Origin of the sequence: Paraglaciecola sp., assembly GCF_039964565.1 — a bacterium.
GTDB lineage: Bacteria > Pseudomonadota > Gammaproteobacteria > Enterobacterales > Alteromonadaceae > Paraglaciecola.
Genome location: NZ_JBDVXF010000006.1, coordinates 140,078 through 158,416 on the forward strand (window position 1 = coordinate 140,078; position 18,339 = coordinate 158,416).

At 41.7% G+C, this 18,339-nt stretch carries 9 protein-coding genes; 7 read left to right on the plus strand and 2 right to left on the minus strand.

What is annotated here, in order from left to right; all coding sequences use genetic code 11:
• Positions 1-76: 76 nt before the first annotated feature.
• The 3 genes from ABJK37_RS03560 to ABJK37_RS03570 all read left to right on the plus strand — a co-directional run bounded on the left by ABJK37_RS03560 (position 77) and on the right by ABJK37_RS03570 (position 5,209).
• Positions 77-1,648, plus strand: coding sequence for an MFS transporter (locus ABJK37_RS03560; protein WP_348350187.1), 1,572 nt, complete (start codon positions 77-79; stop codon positions 1,646-1,648).
• Positions 1,649-1,672: 24 nt separating this feature from the next.
• The gene (locus ABJK37_RS03565) at positions 1,673-2,755 is read left to right on the plus strand and encodes a family 43 glycosylhydrolase (protein WP_348350189.1); all 1,083 of its coding nucleotides are present in this window, start codon (positions 1,673-1,675) and stop codon (positions 2,753-2,755) included.
• 99 nt (positions 2,756-2,854) lie between these two features.
• On the plus strand, positions 2,855-5,209 hold the full coding sequence (locus ABJK37_RS03570) for an alkaline phosphatase D family protein (protein ID WP_348350191.1): 2,355 nt from the start codon (positions 2,855-2,857) through the stop codon (positions 5,207-5,209).
• A 301-nt stretch (positions 5,210-5,510) separates the two neighbouring features.
• On the opposite strand, the gene ABJK37_RS03575 is transcribed toward ABJK37_RS03570, so the two are convergent.
• Positions 5,511-7,073, minus strand: a complete 1,563-nt coding sequence (locus ABJK37_RS03575) for a sodium/sugar symporter (protein WP_348350193.1) — start codon at positions 7,071-7,073, stop codon at positions 5,511-5,513.
• Between the two features lie 271 nt (positions 7,074-7,344).
• Here ABJK37_RS03575 and ABJK37_RS03580 point away from each other — a divergent pair, with 271 nt between their 5' ends.
• From ABJK37_RS03580 to ABJK37_RS03590, 3 genes are all read left to right on the plus strand, one after another.
• Positions 7,345-8,202 carry a helix-turn-helix transcriptional regulator gene (locus ABJK37_RS03580; protein WP_348350195.1) on the plus strand — a complete coding sequence of 286 codons (858 nt, stop codon included), beginning with the start codon at positions 7,345-7,347 and terminating at the stop codon, positions 8,200-8,202.
• Positions 8,203-8,640: 438 nt separating this feature from the next.
• A complete protein-coding gene (locus ABJK37_RS03585) occupies positions 8,641-11,433 on the plus strand; it encodes a TonB-dependent receptor (protein WP_348350197.1) in 2,793 nt (930 codons plus the stop codon).
• 170 nt (positions 11,434-11,603) lie between these two features.
• Positions 11,604-12,815, plus strand: a complete 1,212-nt coding sequence (locus tag ABJK37_RS03590) for a DUF6786 family protein (protein WP_348350199.1) — start codon at positions 11,604-11,606, stop codon at positions 12,813-12,815.
• A gap of 46 nt (positions 12,816-12,861) precedes the next feature.
• Here ABJK37_RS03590 and ABJK37_RS03595 read toward each other — a convergent pair whose 3' ends face one another.
• Positions 12,862-15,243: an agarase gene (locus tag ABJK37_RS03595; RefSeq protein ID WP_348350201.1), complete on the minus strand. Its 2,382-nt coding sequence runs from the start codon at positions 15,241-15,243 to the stop codon at positions 12,862-12,864.
• 560 nt (positions 15,244-15,803) lie between these two features.
• Here ABJK37_RS03595 and ABJK37_RS03600 point away from each other — a divergent pair.
• Complete coding sequence (locus tag ABJK37_RS03600; protein WP_348350203.1) at positions 15,804-18,311, plus strand: glycoside hydrolase family 2 TIM barrel-domain containing protein; 2,508 nt, start codon at positions 15,804-15,806, stop codon at positions 18,309-18,311.
• Positions 18,312-18,339 lie beyond the last annotated feature (28 nt).

Genomic DNA, 18,339 nt, shown 5'->3' on the forward strand with positions numbered 1-18,339 from the left:
GTATCTATTTAATTGTTAACAAAATAAGATTGTTACGTTAGTATAAGCTAACGCTTTTGTTAACAGAGTAAATGTTATGGGTCAAAAATTTCACAGTGTCTATTATTGCGCCATCGTTGTTTCTTTTGGTGCTTTTATATTAGGGCTGGATGCCGCACTAATATCAGGTACGATTAAATTTGTATCAGCGGATTTTGGCTTATCTGATATGCAAATAGGCACAATGGTGAGTGCACCAGGGTTAGCCGTGTTGTTTGCTCTGATGTTTACTGGTTTTGCCTGTAACCGAATTGGCCGTAAAAAAACTCTCATCGGTATTTCCTTCATTTATATATTCTCTGCTATTGCTTCTACTTTTGCGCCCAATTACGAAAGCCTTGTTGTTGCGCGATTTGTTGGTGGATTAGCCTTCACTTCGCTTTCTGTTGCCGCTATGTACATAGGTGAAATTGCGCCTCCAGCGTTAAGAGGGCGTCTGGTGGCCATGGTGCAAATAAGTATTGTAGTGGGCTTTTCTGCCGCTTATTTCATTAATTATGGCATGTTGCAATTATCCCAAAGTACCAGTCAATGGGTCATTGACCTTGGTTTGACCACTCACACTTGGCGCTGGATGTTAGCCATCGAAATTTTGCCTGCTATTGTGTGGTTTGTTTTGTTATTCACTATTCCAAAGAGCCCCCGTTGGTTGGTACTTCGTGGGCATGTGGATGAAGCCAAAGAGGTGTTACATGCCTTTGGTAAAGGCCCCAAAGTTGATGAAGAGTTAGCTCAGATTCAGGATAGCCTTAAAGGCACAGACGACAACACACCCTTCTTGAAGTCGTTTAAATATTTATTTGAACAACGTGTGCGCATGGCGGTGTTCATTGCTTTTGTTTTTGGGGTTGTCCAGCAAGTAACTGGTATTAACGCTATTTTATTCTATGCACCAACTGTATTTGAACAGTTAGGTGTGGGTACCGATGCCGCTTTTCTTAATGCGGTTATCGTTGGTTTTACAGGAATGCTGTTTACCGTTTTAGGTATTTTACTTATTGATAAAGTGGGTCGAAGGCCGCTAGCTGTATGGGGGCTGGCTTGGGTAACCATCAGTCTGTTTATTTGTTACTACGGCTTTGGTCAGGCGACCTATAGTTTATCTGCTGATTTTGTGGCGCAGCTTGCAACTCAACATCAAGTGCAAGGCTTAGAAAGCCTGGTTGGTCAGATATTCCATAGCGATTTTGAATTTAAAGCGGCGCTGATTAATGTGCTAGGCGAGGGCACCTTTAGACAATTCGAAGGTGAAATTTTGCAAAGTGCCGGTACTATCCCGGTAGCTATTATCATGGTCGGTATCATCAGTTTTATCATGGCTTTCCACATGACCATTGGGCCAGTACTTTGGGTACTGTTTTCAGAGCTATTTCCCACTCATGTGCGTGGTATTGCGATTCCGACCTTTGCGTTTATATCAAGTATGGTAAGTTATTTTGTTCAGCAGTTCTTCCCTTGGTTATTAACCAATCTTGGGGCGTCTCAAATCTTCTTGTTCTATGCCATTAGCGGTTTAATTGGTTATGTCTTGATGCTTAAAATTATGCCTGAAACCAAGAATAAAACCATTGAAGAAATCGAACTAATGTTAAACAAAGGGGCGGCTTGAGCCCCCTACGTAAGGTGTAAAAAGATGTCGCAATCCAAATTGAGTTTAGCCAGTAAACGAGCCATTGAGCGTGGCTATGATAATCAAGGGCCACAATGGTTAACTGAATTCGATGTTGTGGATTTACAGGGTGACTTTGCCTTTGAAGAAGGTGTAATACGTCGTGACCCTACATCAGTCATTTTTGTTGATGGTGTTTATCATTGTTGGTACACAAAGGGGCAGGGTGAAACGGTAGGTTTCGGCTCAGCTAATCCAGACGACAAGGTGTTTCCTTGGGATTTAACCGAGGTTTGGCACGCAACATCTACAGATACTATTACTTGGAAAGAGCAAGGTCCCGCGATTCAACGGGGTAACGCGGGTGAGTTTGACGACCGAGCCGTATTTACGCCTGAGGTTTTGATACATCAGGGTAAATATTATCTCGTGTACCAAACCGTACAATTTCCCTACACCAACCGTCAATTTGAACATATTGCTATTGCTTGGGCTGAGTCACCCCATGGCCCATGGCATAAAAGCAAGGCACCAATTTTAAGTCCTTCTATGGATGGCCAATGGCGCGGCAGTGAAGATAACCGTTTTCATGTTAAGTCTAAGGGCAGTTTCGATAGTCATAAGGTACATGATCCTTGCTTATTATTTTTTAATGGTCAGTTTTACCTCTATTACAAAGGTGAAACCATGGGTGAAGAAATGAACATGGGTGGCCGCGAGATCAAACATGGTGTGGCTATCGCTAAAGACATACTTGGGCCTTACCAAAAGTCAGAATTCAATCCTATTTCTAACAGTGGCCATGAAGTCGTGGTGTGGAATTATCAAGGAGGCATCGCCTCATTAATTACCACCGATGGTCCAGAAAAAAATACTATTCAGTTTGCACCAGACGGCGTTAACTTTGACATCAAAGCCCACGTAAAAGGGGCGCCTGAAGCCATAGGTTTATTCAGAGAATTTAAAGAAAATACCCTGCCGCCACCGGGCATTCCTTGGGGACTAACCCATAAGTATGACGCAAGCTGGAACTGGAATTACATCTGTAAATTCACCACCCGAAAACAAATATTAGATGCGGGCACTTTTCAAAATAAGCACGCTTAAAATACTGTTAAATACATTCGTTTATATTACTGAATTTGATTGAACATGGCCGCGACTAGTATTTTGGTGGTTGGAAATCGAAAGATGAAAAGGTGACATATGAAAAAGCAAGTTTCCCGTCGTGATGCGTTAAAATTGGCCGCTGCAGGATTGGCTGCTAGCACCATTGGATGTTCGTCAGCGGCAAAGAATACACAAAAAGAAATGCCTAATCTTTCGGATGAAAAGCGCCTTGACTCTTGGAATCAAACCCATGATCGCGTTTGGCTTGGTGGCGAATATTGGGCAAATCCTATGGAAGATTGGCAGGTTGTTGATGGTGCGGTGGAATGTTCAAGTACAGGTGGAAACCGTAGCGTGCATTCTTTAGTTCACCAATTGATTAAGCATCAACCGTTTCATTTGTCGTTACAGCTTAAACGCACCAAAATAGGGGAAGTAGATGGCGGTGCCGGTATTCGTTTAGGAGCAAAAAGTGATATTGATGAATATCGTAGTAACTGTTTTGTACAACATGGGTTTGATGCAGGTATTGTTAATAATCAATTAGCACTGGGTGAACAACGCACTAACCTAAGCCAGTTAGTTGGCGATAAAGAGGTGGTGTTAACACTAAGAGGAGAACCGCGTGCCGGAATATTTGCCTTAACCGTAGAAGCACGTCTTGCCGAAAGCAAGCAACTAATTGGTCAGCTTAATGATCTCGTAGCCATTGACAAAGTGCTAGGAAATATCGCTGTTGTGAGTAACTTTACCCAGTCATCGGAGATTGCGGCCGACCCTGAAGGAAGCCTGTATCGGTTTTCACAATGGACAATTGGTGGGGAGGCTTTTAATCATCAACCTGAACAAAAGTTTGGACCCATCTTATGGACAATGTATACCCTCAATGATACTCGCACTGCAGAAGGCTTTGTACTGAAACTCAGTGCTTTGACTGGACCTCTAGGGGCGAAAGACAATCATCAGATTGAATTAGAAGTGCAACGCTCTGGACGCTGGCAATCCATTGCTAGTGCAAAACTGGACTCAGATGCGTGGGTGGCGACCTTTAGAATTGCCAACTGGGATGAAAAACAAAATACTCACTATCGAGTGGTTTACCGAGAGAAGCGCCGTGATGGTAGTGAAATGCCAGATTTTTTTAATGGTATCGTGCAAGCAAATCCAGTGAATCGAAAACTGAGAATGGCGGCACTAACTTGCCAAAATGATTACGCATTCCCTTATGCGCCGGTTGCTAATAATGTTGAAAAGCTCAATCCTGATTTGATTTTGTTTTCTGGTGACCAGATCTACGAGAATCATGGTGGCTTTGGTTTGATCCGCAATCCTGACTCTCTGGCCATACTGAATTATTTACGTAAGTTTTACCAATTTGGGTGGGCATTTAGAGATGCCATGCGCAATGCTCCAACCATATGTTTACCTGATGATCATGATGTGATGCAAGGGAACCTTTGGGGCGAAGCAGGTGCAAAAATGTCTGAGGAAGCGAACAAATTAGGTCGCAGTGATGCATGGGGTGGTTACATTAATCCCATTAAAATGGTGAATGTCACTCACCTTACTCATACTGCCCACCTTCCCGATCCCGTTGATCCGGCTCCGTCAGAAAGAGGGTTAAGTGTTTATTATACAGACATGGTTTATGGAGGAGTGGGCTTTGCGGTTTTGGCTGATCGCCAGTGGAAAAGTGGACCAGACCGTTTAGGTATTGTTGTGGGCGAAACCGGACAAGGTGAGGCGCCAGCCTATATTAACCCTGCATTTGACCGAGAAGACTTACAATTGTTGGGTACACGTCAAGAAGCCTTTTTAGAGCAATGGGCCAAAGACTGGCGTGGGCATTCATTAAAAGCGGTGATTAGCCAAACTGTTTTTGCTGGTATTTCCACTCATCAACCGTTACCAGATCGTTATTTGAAATATGATTTTGATTGTAGTGGTTGGCCCGCTACGGCGCGCAATCGTGCCATTGAAATCATGCGTCAATCTAAAGCCTTACATATTTGTGGTGATACGCATTTAGGTACGTTATCTCAGTATGGTGTCGATAAACAACGAGATAGCAACTGGGCATTTTGTACCCCTGCTATTGCAGCTGGTTGGCCAAGGTGGTGGCGTCCTGATGATTTACCCCTGGCCCATTCTAATCGTCCTTCTCACGGTTTATCGCAAACTGGCGAATACCTAGATAGTTTTGGCAACAAAATATACGTGTATGCGGTAGGAAATCCTATTGTAGGTAAATCTGACAATCGTTATATCCATGCTCATGAAAAAGGCTCTGGTTTTGGCTTTATTGAGTTTGATACCAAAGCCAAAACCTATGAAATACAAGCCTACCGTTTCTTGGTTGATGTAACCGAAAATAATAGTAAAAACCAATTTCCCGGTTGGCCAGTGGTGATACATCAGGATGAAAATATTGGAATGAATAGACTGCTGTAAAAGTTAACGCCGATCAGTTAAGAAAACTTTTAATAATCGATTGTTCAATTTTTGATGTAAAAACAACAAAAGTGGATTCCGGCTAAAAGACTGCCGGAACGACGGTAATGCCCCCTTGTCATTCCCGAATGCTTTTATCGGGAATCCAATGTTAAATAGACTGACTGGCGTTCCATCAAAAAAATCTGTTGCTTACCTCAAGTGGAAAGCATTAGCCGTAACAGCAGGTTTTAATTGACTTGAAAAACATCTTATTTAATGGCGTGAATGTTGGTTCATTCACGCCATTTTTTACCTCTAATTACCACCAAGTGCCGTACAGAATCACTAATATAACCACCACAACGAGTGCGGAAATATTGAAGCTACGTTCGGTGCTAAAATTGATTTCATCCAAACTAACTGAACTGTCTGTTGCAGGTTTTTCGCCTAACAAGGAGACCACTACCGTTAAAGCAATACACAGTAAAAACACTAAACCAATACGATCCATAAAGGGTAATTCGGGCCATAAAAATTTAAAAGCCACTGAAAATACTGCAGAGCCTATCGCAGAAGCCATTGCGCCACTGGAGGTGGCGCGTTTCCAAAACATTCCCATTAAAAATATCGCGGTAATTCCTGGTGAAAATAGTCCAGTAAATTCTTGGATATATTGGAAGGCTTGGTCAAACTTACCTAACAATGGTTCTGCAGTAATCAAAGCGATACATAAAGAAGCTAAAGTCGCGATACGCCCAATATGCACGTAGTGACGCTGACTCTTTGAAGGTAGGATATTTTTATATATATCCATGGTAAATATGGTTGAAATGCTGTTAGTCATTGACGCGAGTGACGACACTATTGCCGCTACCAATGCAGCAAATACTAAACCTTTTATACCTACAGGCATGAGTCCCATCATTGACGGATAAGCTTGGTCAGGTGAAGTTAGATTAGGGTACAAAATAATTGCGGCGATGCCTGGCAGTACCACAATAATAGGCATTAATAGTTTTAGGAAAGCCGCAAACGCTATGCCTTTTTGTGCTTCTTGGATATTTTTTGCCGCTAATGCGCGTTGAATAATGTATTGGTTAAATCCCCAGTAACCAATGTTCATCACCCATAGGCCACCTATTAAAACAGATAGTCCGGGTAAACTCATATAGTTGGGGTTATCGGTCTCTAATATCATGTCGAAATGGCCGGGGATTTTTTCGGTCAATATGTTGAACCCTGCGATGAAACCGGTGCCGTCAGCTATGGTGTTAAGGGCCAGATAACTTAAAAACAGTCCCCCAAAAACCAGTAACACGACTTGAATGATGTCGGTATAAGCCACGGCTTTTAAGCCACCGTACAACGAATACGCCACTGAAAATACCGCCAAAAAGATCATGCCAAACATCCAATCGACACCGGCTACGGTTTGAATGGCTAGACCGCCTAACCACAATACTGAGGTAAGATTGACAAAAATAAATACCGCTAACCAAAATAACGCGAGGGTGGTTTTTACTCGACTATCAAAACGTTGCTCAAGATATTGAGGCATGGTGAAAATATTATTTTTCAAAAATATAGGTAGCAGGTATTTGCCAACAATCACTAACGTTATTGCTGCCATCCATTCATAAGAGGCAATGGCTAGACCAATTGCGTAACCAGAACCTGACATTCCAATAATTTGTTCTGCTGAAATATTAGAGGCAATAAGTGACGCACCTATCGCCCACCATGGGAGCGATTTACTGGCGAGAAAATAATCTTCAGTATTTCGATCTCCTTTGTGATCATTACGGGATATCCATAGTGCAATACATAGCAGCCCAATGACGTAGGCAATAAAAACGGTAAAGTCGAGTTGTTGCAGTTTCATTTAACACACCTTTTTTCGCCCAGTCAGATAACAGTAATAACCTCTGTTTATTTGTGGGTCTTATTAGATTCTTATTAGCTTAATATTAATTAACGTTCATCTGATCATGTTCACTATATTAATGAACTCGCAGTTTTACGAGCGTAATTGAAACATTATTGTGCGTCTATAACTGTTAGTTAACCAGTTAAAAATGTTAAATATTTGCTTTTTTTTGCGGATATTACATGGTAATTGTAATATTAGTGTTAGATATATGTGGTGGTGGTCAGTGGCAAAACTACAAGTTTATTGTGAACCATTTTGTATTGAAGAAAGCTATCAGTTTGAGATTCACCATGTTGAATATCAACAGGAAGATGCTTATTCGTGTTTTATGCACTTTCACGAAGTGCATGAATTCATTATTTTTGAACAGATAGATGGTAGTTATTATTACAATCAGGGCGAATCGACTCTCATTGATAACGACATCGTATTCACTCCAGCGTTAGAAACCCACAACTTTGAACTCAGCGAACGGCCAAAGTCATGGTATATCATTCAATTTTTGCCAGAGCTGTTCAATGAAACTGAATTACAAAAGGTCAGTTCAATCTTTCAACAGGGGCAACATTTGCGCCTTCAGGCTAAAGATATAGCAATTGTGCAACAGCAAGTGAGTTGGTTGTATGACAGTTATCAAGACAATCCACTCAGTGGAAAAAGTTTGACCTTGCTCAGGTTGTTGATTTTTTGGATTGCAGAACATGCGAAGCCAGTGGTGTCGCCCAATAGTGTGCCTATTACCTCGAGTATCGGTTATGGCAAACTCTCTCCGGTTATTGATTTATTTCGCCAGAGTAAATCAGTGGATTTGACGTTAGTTGAAGCGGCAGAATTGTGTCATGTTTCTGCTTCGCATTTTTCACGAATGTTTAAATCAATATTTCGCTGTAACTTTTCAGAATATAGTTTACGTCATCGGCTATATAGCGCTGCAAGGCTCATCAGCCAAACCGATAGCTCGATAACTGATATCAGTTATGAATTAAACTTTTCAAGTCCCTCTCACTTTATTGCACAGTTTAAAAAACAATTTAATACCACCCCGTATAAATATCGCTTAGATGTTAAAAAACGTATTTAGGAGCGTATTTTTAGCTGTCTTTAAACTTATATCTAAGGGGCAATTTCACCATTAACGGTGACGTCTAATGGTTGTTGTTGCTTAGTGTTGTTGGGCAGAAAAATAACATTTATGTATCAATGTTTTTGACTTAGTTGTTAATAATTAGTGAGTTTCATATTTTTTATATTAATAATTTTCAGTCTAATTTTAAATATAAAGTCTTATATAACAAGTGTTTAAATTTTTATTTGTTGGTTTTTTAGGGTTCGTTATCTTCTGCTTTTTCACCCTGGTGCATCAAACAAATTTATAACATAAATTTAAAATATGAGCGCTAAGTGCTGTTTGTTGCTGAAATCTTGTTAGTTTCCCGCGTTTGACTTCAATAGGATAGTGACAGTGCCAAGAGGCATTGGAAGTGGCATCACTCAAAAAATCAAAACGAGCGGGATACATATGAAAATTATTAGAAAGTTCAAACTTTTATCGCTTAGCGTCGCTGTTACAACAGCATTAGGCGCCAATGTTGCCGTAGCGCAGGAACAACAAGATGGTGCAGACGACAGTTATGTTGACGTCATTCAAGTGAGAGGCATACGCAGTAGTCTAAACGAATCAATGGAGCTAAAGAAAAATTCTGCCTCCATTCAAGATAGCATTGTTGCGGAAGATATAGGAAAGTTTCCCGACCAAAACGTAGCTGAGTCGTTACAGCGTATCAGTGGTGTGATGATTTCCCGCACTAATGGCGAAGGCACAGCGATTACAGTACGTGGTTTGGGTCCTAAATTTAATGCGGTAAAATTAAATAACCGTACGCTAGCCACTTCTGAACGTGGCAGAGAGTTTGATTTTCAAGTGTTGCCCTCAGAGTTAATCTCGGGTGCAGATGTGATAAAAGCTTCGCGAGCCAATAATGCTGAAGGTGGCATCGGCTCTTACGTCACCATTAATACCGCAAGGCCACTGAGCAGCCCTGGTGAGCATATCGCAGGATCGCTTAATTTCAAATATAACGACCTTGCCGAAAAATTCACACCCAAATTGTCGGGCATATACAGTAATACCTTTAACGACAATTCTGTGGGGGTGTTACTAGGATTTTCACATACCAAAACTGAAAACCGAATTGATGCCCACGAAACCGCGTTTTGGGACAATGTACAGGCAGATGATACCCAGCGTGCTCCCGGCCCCATAGTGGATGAAAGTGGTAATGCGGTGTCATCTGGTACATTGTGGTATCCGGGCCGCGCCCAGTTTATGACCGACAACGAAGATCGCACACGAACCAGCGCTAACTTAACCTTGCAATACGCACCTACGCTTGACGTCACCCATACCGTAGATGTGTTTTATACCGATTTTGAACGTGATGCGTTTAGCAACGGCATGCAAGCTCCATTGCATCGAGACGGCTTTGAAAATGTGGTGGTTTCAGAAAATAACACCATTTTGGCTGCTCGTAAAAGTGCTGATCCTCTAGATGGTTTGTTTCAAACTAGAGCAGAAAGCTCCAACACTTTTGCGATTGGATACAATGCATTTATCTATGATGATAAGTGGACATACGAAGTGGATGTTGCCTATTCAAAAGCCGAATCTGAACCTCGTCTAGAGCAATATGTACCTAATATCATCAATCAACAAGGCTTAGTTGATTCAGACTATATCGCGTTTGATAGTCGTGGCTCAGATGTCATTAATATTGACTCTAGCATCGCATGGAATGATCCTGCCGGCATTAAAGCTCACTGGAATCGCCTTTCGCGAGATGAGCTTGAGGATGAAGTATTAGAAGCAAAGTTTAATGGGAGTTACGAGTTAGACTCTGGCATGATGCGAAGTATTGACTTTGGTTTGTCCTATACGGACCGTACCAAGTCTCTGCAACAATTTAATTCTGATAACAGTCAATGTGGATCCGCAGAGGTGAATACTTGCGGTACCTTAATCGATTTAGATGACAGTCTCTTTTCGGTGAATAGTAACAGTGATTTTTTGTCTGAAGTCAGCGGTAACTTTCCTCGCAACTTCATTTTTATTAATAGTGTTGCAGATTACAGCGCAGCAATGCGCAGCATTTCGCAAGATAACGCCTGGGGGGTCAACGAATTGGTCCCAAATGCGTCAGTTGAAAACAGTGAACAAATTTTGGCGTTATATTCTCAGCTAAATCTAGAGGGCGAAACTAACGCTTTCACCTGGACAGGAAATGTTGGGGTGCGTTATGTGGATACGCAAAATACCTCAGAAGGTTTCGCGATTCAGGTACTTGATATTCAGATGGATGAGGTGGTTCAAGATGATGGTGAATTGATCCTTATTTCTACTTCAGAACCTACTTTTACCGATGCTGATACGTCTTATCAAGAGATACTCCCAAGTGCTAACTTAAACTTGAATTTTAACAACGGTTTTCTTATCAAAGGCTCAGCGGCCAAAGTGTTAACACGTCCCGCGTTAGAAGATGTGGGCGTCAATATGTCTGTTTCTGGAGTGCGATTAACTGAATACAGCAGAAGCCAAGGCAACCCATATTTAGACCCCTATTTGGCGACACAATTTGATCTTGCATTAGAGTACTATCAAGACAATGGCAATGCTTATAGTTTAAACTTTTTTACCAAAGATTTTAGTAGCTGGATATCAACGCAAACCTTTGTGCAAGACTCTGGCTTTGACGTTGACCGTGACTTTGACGGCACCGACGATTGGGATGTAAGAGAAACCGTTACCCAAAAAAGTAACCGCAGTGGCGTTAAATTAAATGGCGTGGAATTGGCGGCGCTGCACTATTTTGATTACTTACCTAGCTGGTTGAGTGGATTTGGTATTCAAGCCAACTACACCTATACAGATAGCTCCGATAGTGATGCGGATATCTTTGAGCAAGCAGGGGTATTGTCTCCTGGTAGCGGTGTAGAAGGGTTTTCACAAAATGCCTATAACATCATCGCGTTTTACGATAGAGAGGGTTTTCAAGCCCGTTTAGCTTATAACTGGCGTGAAGCATTTCTTATGCAACGTCAAAGTGAGGTAGGTGGCGGGTTACCTAAACATGCAGATGATTATGGTCAGATTGATTTTAGTACTTCTTACGATATCAATGACAATTTCACTCTTAATGCTGAAGTCATTAACCTAACTAATGAAAATATTCTCGAATATGCTGACGTGCGTGAACGTGTCACTAAACTTCAGTATGCGGGCCGCCGTTTCCAAGTGGGTGTTTCTGCTAAATTTTAGTTAGGTGGCAAAACGCTATTTTTAATAGCCTACCATTAAAAAATTGAAGCGCGCTTTGTTGTTCAAGGATTTTTAAAAAAACCAATAATTGATGGCAATTAAATGTTAACAATAATTTATACCTGTGTAATAGTGCCTTAATTATCCTAAAAAATTAAGGTAGGGCACCTATGTACAAAATGGCAAAATTGCAGGTTATCGTTATGGGGCTAAACTTGGCCGTAAATACCGCTGTACAAGCGTCTATTCCTATGTCTTTTGATCGCGCCGTTGATATTATGTCGCAGGTACATAAGCCAATTGTTTTACGAAATGGTAAGGCGCGAGCAGCGGTACTCGCTGAGTTTCAAGGGCGCGTAATGGTTACCTCTGCTAACGGTGATAGTGGCAATAGTTTGGGGTGGTTCAACGTCGAATACATGGGTAAGGCAAACGAAGACAATAATTCTGTGACTGGTGGCGCATCGCGCTTATGGTTTGGTCCAGAAACTGGACCGTACTCGGTATTTTTCAGGCCAAACGAATCAAGAATAGCGGCAAATATTCAAGTTCCCAGCGCAGTGTCTACTGAGCCATTTACCCTCAAGTTTAGCAACGAGTCGAGTGTTGAATTTGTTCAGTCAATCAGTCTTCGTAATCATTTTGGTTTTACTTTTAGGGTGAATGTTGAGCGTAATATTCGGTTATTTAACACAACACAAATACAGCAAAATCTCGATATTAAATTCAAAGATAACCTGAATGTTGTAGGCTTTTCTGCAGTCACTAAAATTACCAATATAGGCGATAAGGATTGGCATCAAGATACTGGGATATTATCGATTTGGGAATTAGGGGCATTTCATCCAAGCGATCACACCACAGTGTTTATTCCGCTTCGTGGTGAATTAGAAGAAGTAACAAGTTATTTTACCCCAACGTTAAACACTCATACCCGCATACAAAATAATATTGTGTACTACAAAACGGATGCCAACTATATGAATAAAATTGGCATCCCCGCGGCCAATTCACCCTCATTAGTGGGTAGTTATGATAGTGATAGAAAGTTACTAACTGTGTTTGAATATCAGCTTGGCGCACCAGATGCACTCTATAATAATTCAGTCTGGTATGAAGAAGGTTATCAACCTTACGGTGGTGATATCATTAATATTTTTAATGATGGGCTGATCGATGGGACGGGGCCATTTGGTCCATTTTATGAAATGGAAACGTCTTCCAGTGCAGTGGCACTTAAAATAGACCAAAGTCATCAACATTTTCAAAATACTTATCATTTTATTGGTGATGAACAACAAATTGCTGAGATTGTTGAATCGCTATTTGGCCTATCGCTACAGCAAATTACGCAAGTTTTTAATGGGATAAAAGCAAAATAGGGTTGAGGCTGGCCGTGTCTGAACGAGTCGGCCAGCCTAGTGACGTTTATTGTTCGTAGCGTTGTTGGTACATAGTTGAGGTGACGTCTTTCACTGCTTGGATCAATTCCGGATAAGGAATATCAGTGGTAGTCACAAAACCGATATTGGCGTTTTCGCCATCAAAGGCCCTGCCAGAAATCGGCTCGTCAACGTACTGAAACCAATGGGCTCCTACCATGTAAGGCTTATCCAAAATGCTTTGCATATAGTTTTTGTACATTCTGGCTCTATCAGTTTGGTTTGCCGCGTGGACGATACCTGGGTTAAACATGCCTGAATCGGTCGCGGTGCCAATATGAAACTCACCAACCACCACAGGCAAGTCAGTCTCTTCTAGAAATTTCCAATAATGTTCTTGCATGCCTTCTTCATAAATATTGAAACTCAGTACGTCTGAATATTTTAGTGAGGCAGTGATAATTTCATCTGGCATGCCCCAATTCGCCATACGCGCGCCCATATATAAGTGGTTAGGTAGTGCTTTAGCGAGAGTATCGTGTACCACGAGGAAATACTGCTCACCCAGCATGCCTAACATATCGGATAAATCTTGAATATGTTGCTGCGTGTAGTCGCTTACCTTGATGCCTTTTTCGAATTCCTGCCAATTCTTCAAATCTATATTCCACGCAGTATTGAGCTGTTCGATGTTTGAGTACTGCTGTTTAATATGGGTGGAAAATGCAGCTTTGGCAGGGCTGTGTTGACTATCTTTTGACAAGGCATCGACGATTACGCCATATCTAGCTATGACTGAACCTTCGCGCTCTCCCCAGCTTTTTTCGTTATCGATAAAGATACCGACACACCAAGGTGACGCCTTTACGTTCTCGGCAATGGCATAAATGGTTGATTTGGCTCGCTCGGCAAACACAGGATCAAAGGGGTCGGGCATCAATCCCCAATGGTTGGTTTCGCCCGATAAGGTTTGATAGTCGCCAATAATCCAGCCATTAGCAAAGTAGGGGACTTTTTTAGCAGGATAAAAAGCAGGATCAACCCAGTTACCAAAAGAGGTAAATCCCCAGTCGTGCATACGCTGCATGGTGACTTCATGCCACTTTTTCAGGTAAGACTGGGGCGTGGTTTCTCCGTAGCGCCTTTCTAAATTAGCACGATAAAAACTATAAGTTTCACCATGAGCAACCGGCCCTTTATGAGTTGAGCGCCGGTAGCTGTAGTGATCGGCTAGTGGATCATCATAACCGGGCAACCATTCAAACATATTATTACGTACAGGGGAGGTCACGAAGCGAGTTGCTTTGGCGGCATCGGAAACCTCGACTATACCCATTGAGTCCTCAGGCGTCAGCTCATCAGCATTTATAATACGCACACTTGGATCAGCATAATCAACACCGGTAATAGTACTCATATTCGCCATACGCACGTTTGCAGGGCCATGTGAGAAAAATAAATAGCCATCAGGATCTACCATCCACCATTTACCGTTAACCTTTTCTGTGCGGAAATAACCGGTTGCTTTGAGTTTAGGTGCATTAGTGTAGCCACCAAATCGAGAGCGATGTGGCATACCGTTAGACTGTGCCAGTTCAGCTAACTCTTGTTGAGCTTGTTGTTGTAATTGCTCGTCAGTATGAACTTTAAGGGCGGTATCTAATCGTGCATTTTGACCATATTTATCAACGATATTAGCTAGCCAATTGGGATCAGTATCAGGGTTGTGACGTAAGCGAATATTGTCAATTGTGACTCGCTTTGGTTCAAGCACGCCAATAGTAAAAAAGTGTAAGGCTTTGATCTTGGTTAACGCAACACCAGCACTGCGCCATGAGCGCCAAACGAACATTTTATCTTGGGTGTTCCATGGCGGCACATCGCCCCATAATCCAGCATCGGTATCGGCTTCTATCCCTGATATCGGAACAAATAAGGTCCCCTGATAGGCTTTAGGTAAACTCACTGAGTAACGCCTAGAAAGACCTTGTTGATTTTCAATCGCAAGATACATTTGGATCGATGTTTCGCCTATATTCTCTACGTCTAAGGCTAAGTTAGCTTGTTTCAAACCAGCGGTATCCCAAGCTTGCTTAGGTTGAATGCTTAGCTTTGAGATATTATGTTGTGGAGAAAACTCGATCTCGAGTTTGGGTGTTGCATTGTTGGTGATTTGGACGTTTGAATCCGTACTCGACAACCAGCTTTGATGTTGCTCATTGCTAGGTTTATAGAGTGTGAGAAGCGACTGCTCGTTAGCAAAGGCATCCGCACGCACTTCTGCCCTTTCCCCCCAGCCAACGGCACTATCATCCGCACTCTCATTTGAGGGTTCAACTTGTGCCTTGTTGCTACATCCTGCAGCGATTTGCACAAATAACACCATACAGATCAAAAATGAGCATGATGTGGATTGTTTATTATTCATATTTATTCCTTCGTGGAGTGAAACTCTTAACATGATGTATTTTCAAAAGCATAAATGGATCATGGTTAAATGTCTATTGTAAACAATATGTAATTGCACAAAACTGTTACTTAGTTGTAATAACTTAGTCAACTAGATAACAATTATTGGTAATTAGAGTAGGACGACAATTCAGCGGCCATGAAGCAACCTAAGCCAAATTAGATGCAAATATATCGGTTGTATTTAACGAGTGCTTAAAGCAAACACATCCTAGGTGCACAACTAAAAGCTGAAAATTGTCACTAATTAATTGCCTAAAGGAGTGGTAAATTGATTCAGAACATGCAAAATTGTTAAATAGTAAATGTTAACAAAATGCAATATAAAGATTGGTAACGTACAAAGGTTGCTCTTATCTAAGTGTTTCTCGAGGTTAAAATTCATCCTTTGCCATTGTGTAAGTTGGGTGGTGCGAGAGCCATGTTGTTGCTGTGGAATTGAATTTTTTATATCGAAGGTAGTGGGCAATCAAAGTTGACTGATTGAGCTGTTCTAAAATTGATTACTAAGGATTAATAATGCGAAACGTTATGGTGTTAATAGCCGTATTGTTATCTATGCCTATTGCGGCAATAGAAAACAATATTCGGGAAATGGATTTTAACCAAAATTGGAAGTTTAAACTGGATGATCAAGGCAATTTTAAAAGCAAAACCCTAGATGATAGTCATTGGCAAAAGGTTCGCTTACCCCATGATTGGAGTATTCTTGAAGACTTTAATGAAAAATATGATGGAGCCACTGGTTATTCGCCTGGAGGAATAGCTTGGTATAGAAAGTCATTCAAAACTAACTTCGACGCTAACAAACAGCTTCAATACCTGTATTTTGATGGGATCTACAATCATTCCGAAATATGGCTCAATGGTCAAAAAGTAGGAGGGCGTATTAGTGGTTACACGCCATTTTATTACGACATATCCTCCTACTTAGCGCCCTCTGGCGAAGAGAATCATTTAGCTATTCGAGTCGATAGAAGCCGCTATATTGATAGCCGTTGGTATACAGGTTCAGGGATTTATCGTGACGTAAAACTCATTACTACTAACAAGCTACATATTCCTATCTGGGGGACTTACATTACCACCCCCTCTATTACTAGAGATGCAGCCACATTGAAGCTTAAAGTGGCGGTTAGTAATCAGTTTACCGAAAACCGTAGATTCGAAATTGACACCGATATTATTAGCGGCAATGGTGAGATTGTTACCACTCATCGAACTAAAGGAACCCTGCAAGGGAAGACTGAGAAAACCATAGACATGCAGCTGCAACTAACCTCTCCTGAACTTTGGTCACCAGAAGCGCCTAATTTATACACGGCGAAAACGACGATAAAGGTCAATGGCAGTCCTGTTGATCAACTAGAAACTCGTTTCGGAGTCAGAACGATCGAATATGATGCCGCAAGAGGCTTTTTTCTAAATGGCGTGAGTACCGCTATTAAAGGTGTAAACCTGCATCACGATGCTGGCGCGGTGGGGGTTGCGGTTCCAGATGACGTTTGGAAGCGGCGCTTCAAGAAACTTAAAGAAGCAGGTGTTAACGCGATACGAACTGCGCATAACCCTATGTCGACACGCTTTATGGATTTATGTGATGAAATGGGGTTTTTAGTACAAGCTGAAATTTTTGATGAATGGGATAACCCGAAAGATAAACGCCTAAATCAATGGGAGCGCCATGATGATTATGCTAGCCGAGGTTACGCGAATTACTTTCAAGAAGAAGCAGAAGGCGATTTATATAATGCCGTAAAACGTGATCGTAACCATCCGGCAATTGTTATGTGGAGCATTGGTAACGAAATTGAATGGACTTATCCTCGCTACAAAGCAGCCACAGGGTACTTCGACATGAATGCCTCGGGTAATTATTTTCATAATCCTCCTTTTATTTCGCCACAAGAAATTGTTAGTCGTTTTCATAAAAGTGATGAAGGCAAATATGTATTGGCCAATACAGCACAGAAACTCTCCCAATGGCTTAAAGCACTTGATACGACCCGACCGGTTACCGCAAACCTGATCTTACCGTCGGTCAGTCATATTTCAGGTTATACCGATGCCTTAGATATTGTTGGATATAGCTATCGTCGAGTTATTTATGATTACGGTCATGAGCTCTTTCCAGAAAAAATGATCATGGGTACAGAAAATGTGGCTCATTGGCATGAATGGAAAGCCATTGAAGAACGTGACTTTATTCCAGGGACCTTTCTATGGACGGGAATTGATTATCTGGGCGAAGCACATAATCAATGGCCAAACAAAGGATTTAATGGAGGATTAATCGATGTTGCTGGTTTTGCACATCCGTCATTTCATCTCTACAAGTCGTTATGGAATAGTGAGCCTCACCTAAAAATTACCGCTCAAACAGAAGAACAGTCGGTTTATCAGCGGGATGAAAAAGGCAACGTTACCGAAAAAGAAGTAGGCAAATGGCAGCATCGTGTATGGGGCTGGCAGGATGTTAATGAACACTGGAATTATGCTAACAACGAACCAGTCATCATCGAGGTATTGAGTAATTGTGACAGTGTTGAGTTGTTCTTAAATGGCAAAACCCAAGGCGTGCAAACACTAAAAAATAGCCCTGATCATATTCATAAATGGGCGTTGAATTTTGAGCCAGGAGTGCTAATGGCAAGAGGCACTAACGGTTGTTCCGCCATAGATACGGTTGTGACCGCCGCTCAGGCGAGTCAATTACATGTTGAAACAGATAAAACAAACTTAGCCGCAGACGTTAATCAGGTGGCCCATGTGTTGGTAGAAGTGCGCGATGGAAATAATACACCGGTTAGACATCAGGAAATGCAACTAAGTGTTGAGAATTCCAGCAACTTGGAATTGATTGGTGCTGATAACGGTAATAGTTCTACCATTACCAACTATCGCAGCAAAGATGTGATCACCGAGCAAGGCAAAGCACTATTTATGTTTAGGAGTCTAGATGGCAAAGCTGGGGTGATTAAAATCAGCGGTACAGCAGTCGAACCGGTTAGCGTCAATATAAACTAAGGTCGAATAGGTATTGGTCGTTAATTTA

Excerpts from the sequence above, each read along its gene's own strand:
- ABJK37_RS03590 (WP_348350199.1), top strand. The coding sequence starts at position 11,604 with ATGTACAAAATGGCAAAATTGCAGGTTATCGTTATGGGGCTAAACTTG.
- ABJK37_RS03575 (WP_348350193.1), bottom strand. The coding sequence starts at position 7,073 with ATGAAACTGCAACAACTCGACTTTACCGTTTTTATTGCCTACGTCATT.
- ABJK37_RS03560 (WP_348350187.1), top strand. The coding sequence starts at position 77 with ATGGGTCAAAAATTTCACAGTGTCTATTATTGCGCCATCGTTGTTTCT.
- ABJK37_RS03585 (WP_348350197.1), top strand. The coding sequence starts at position 8,641 with ATGAAAATTATTAGAAAGTTCAAACTTTTATCGCTTAGCGTCGCTGTT.
- ABJK37_RS03565 (WP_348350189.1), top strand. The coding sequence starts at position 1,673 with ATGTCGCAATCCAAATTGAGTTTAGCCAGTAAACGAGCCATTGAGCGT.
- ABJK37_RS03595 (WP_348350201.1), bottom strand. The coding sequence starts at position 15,243 with ATGAATAATAAACAATCCACATCATGCTCATTTTTGATCTGTATGGTG.
- ABJK37_RS03570 (WP_348350191.1), top strand. The coding sequence starts at position 2,855 with ATGAAAAAGCAAGTTTCCCGTCGTGATGCGTTAAAATTGGCCGCTGCA.
- ABJK37_RS03600 (WP_348350203.1), top strand. The coding sequence starts at position 15,804 with ATGCGAAACGTTATGGTGTTAATAGCCGTATTGTTATCTATGCCTATT.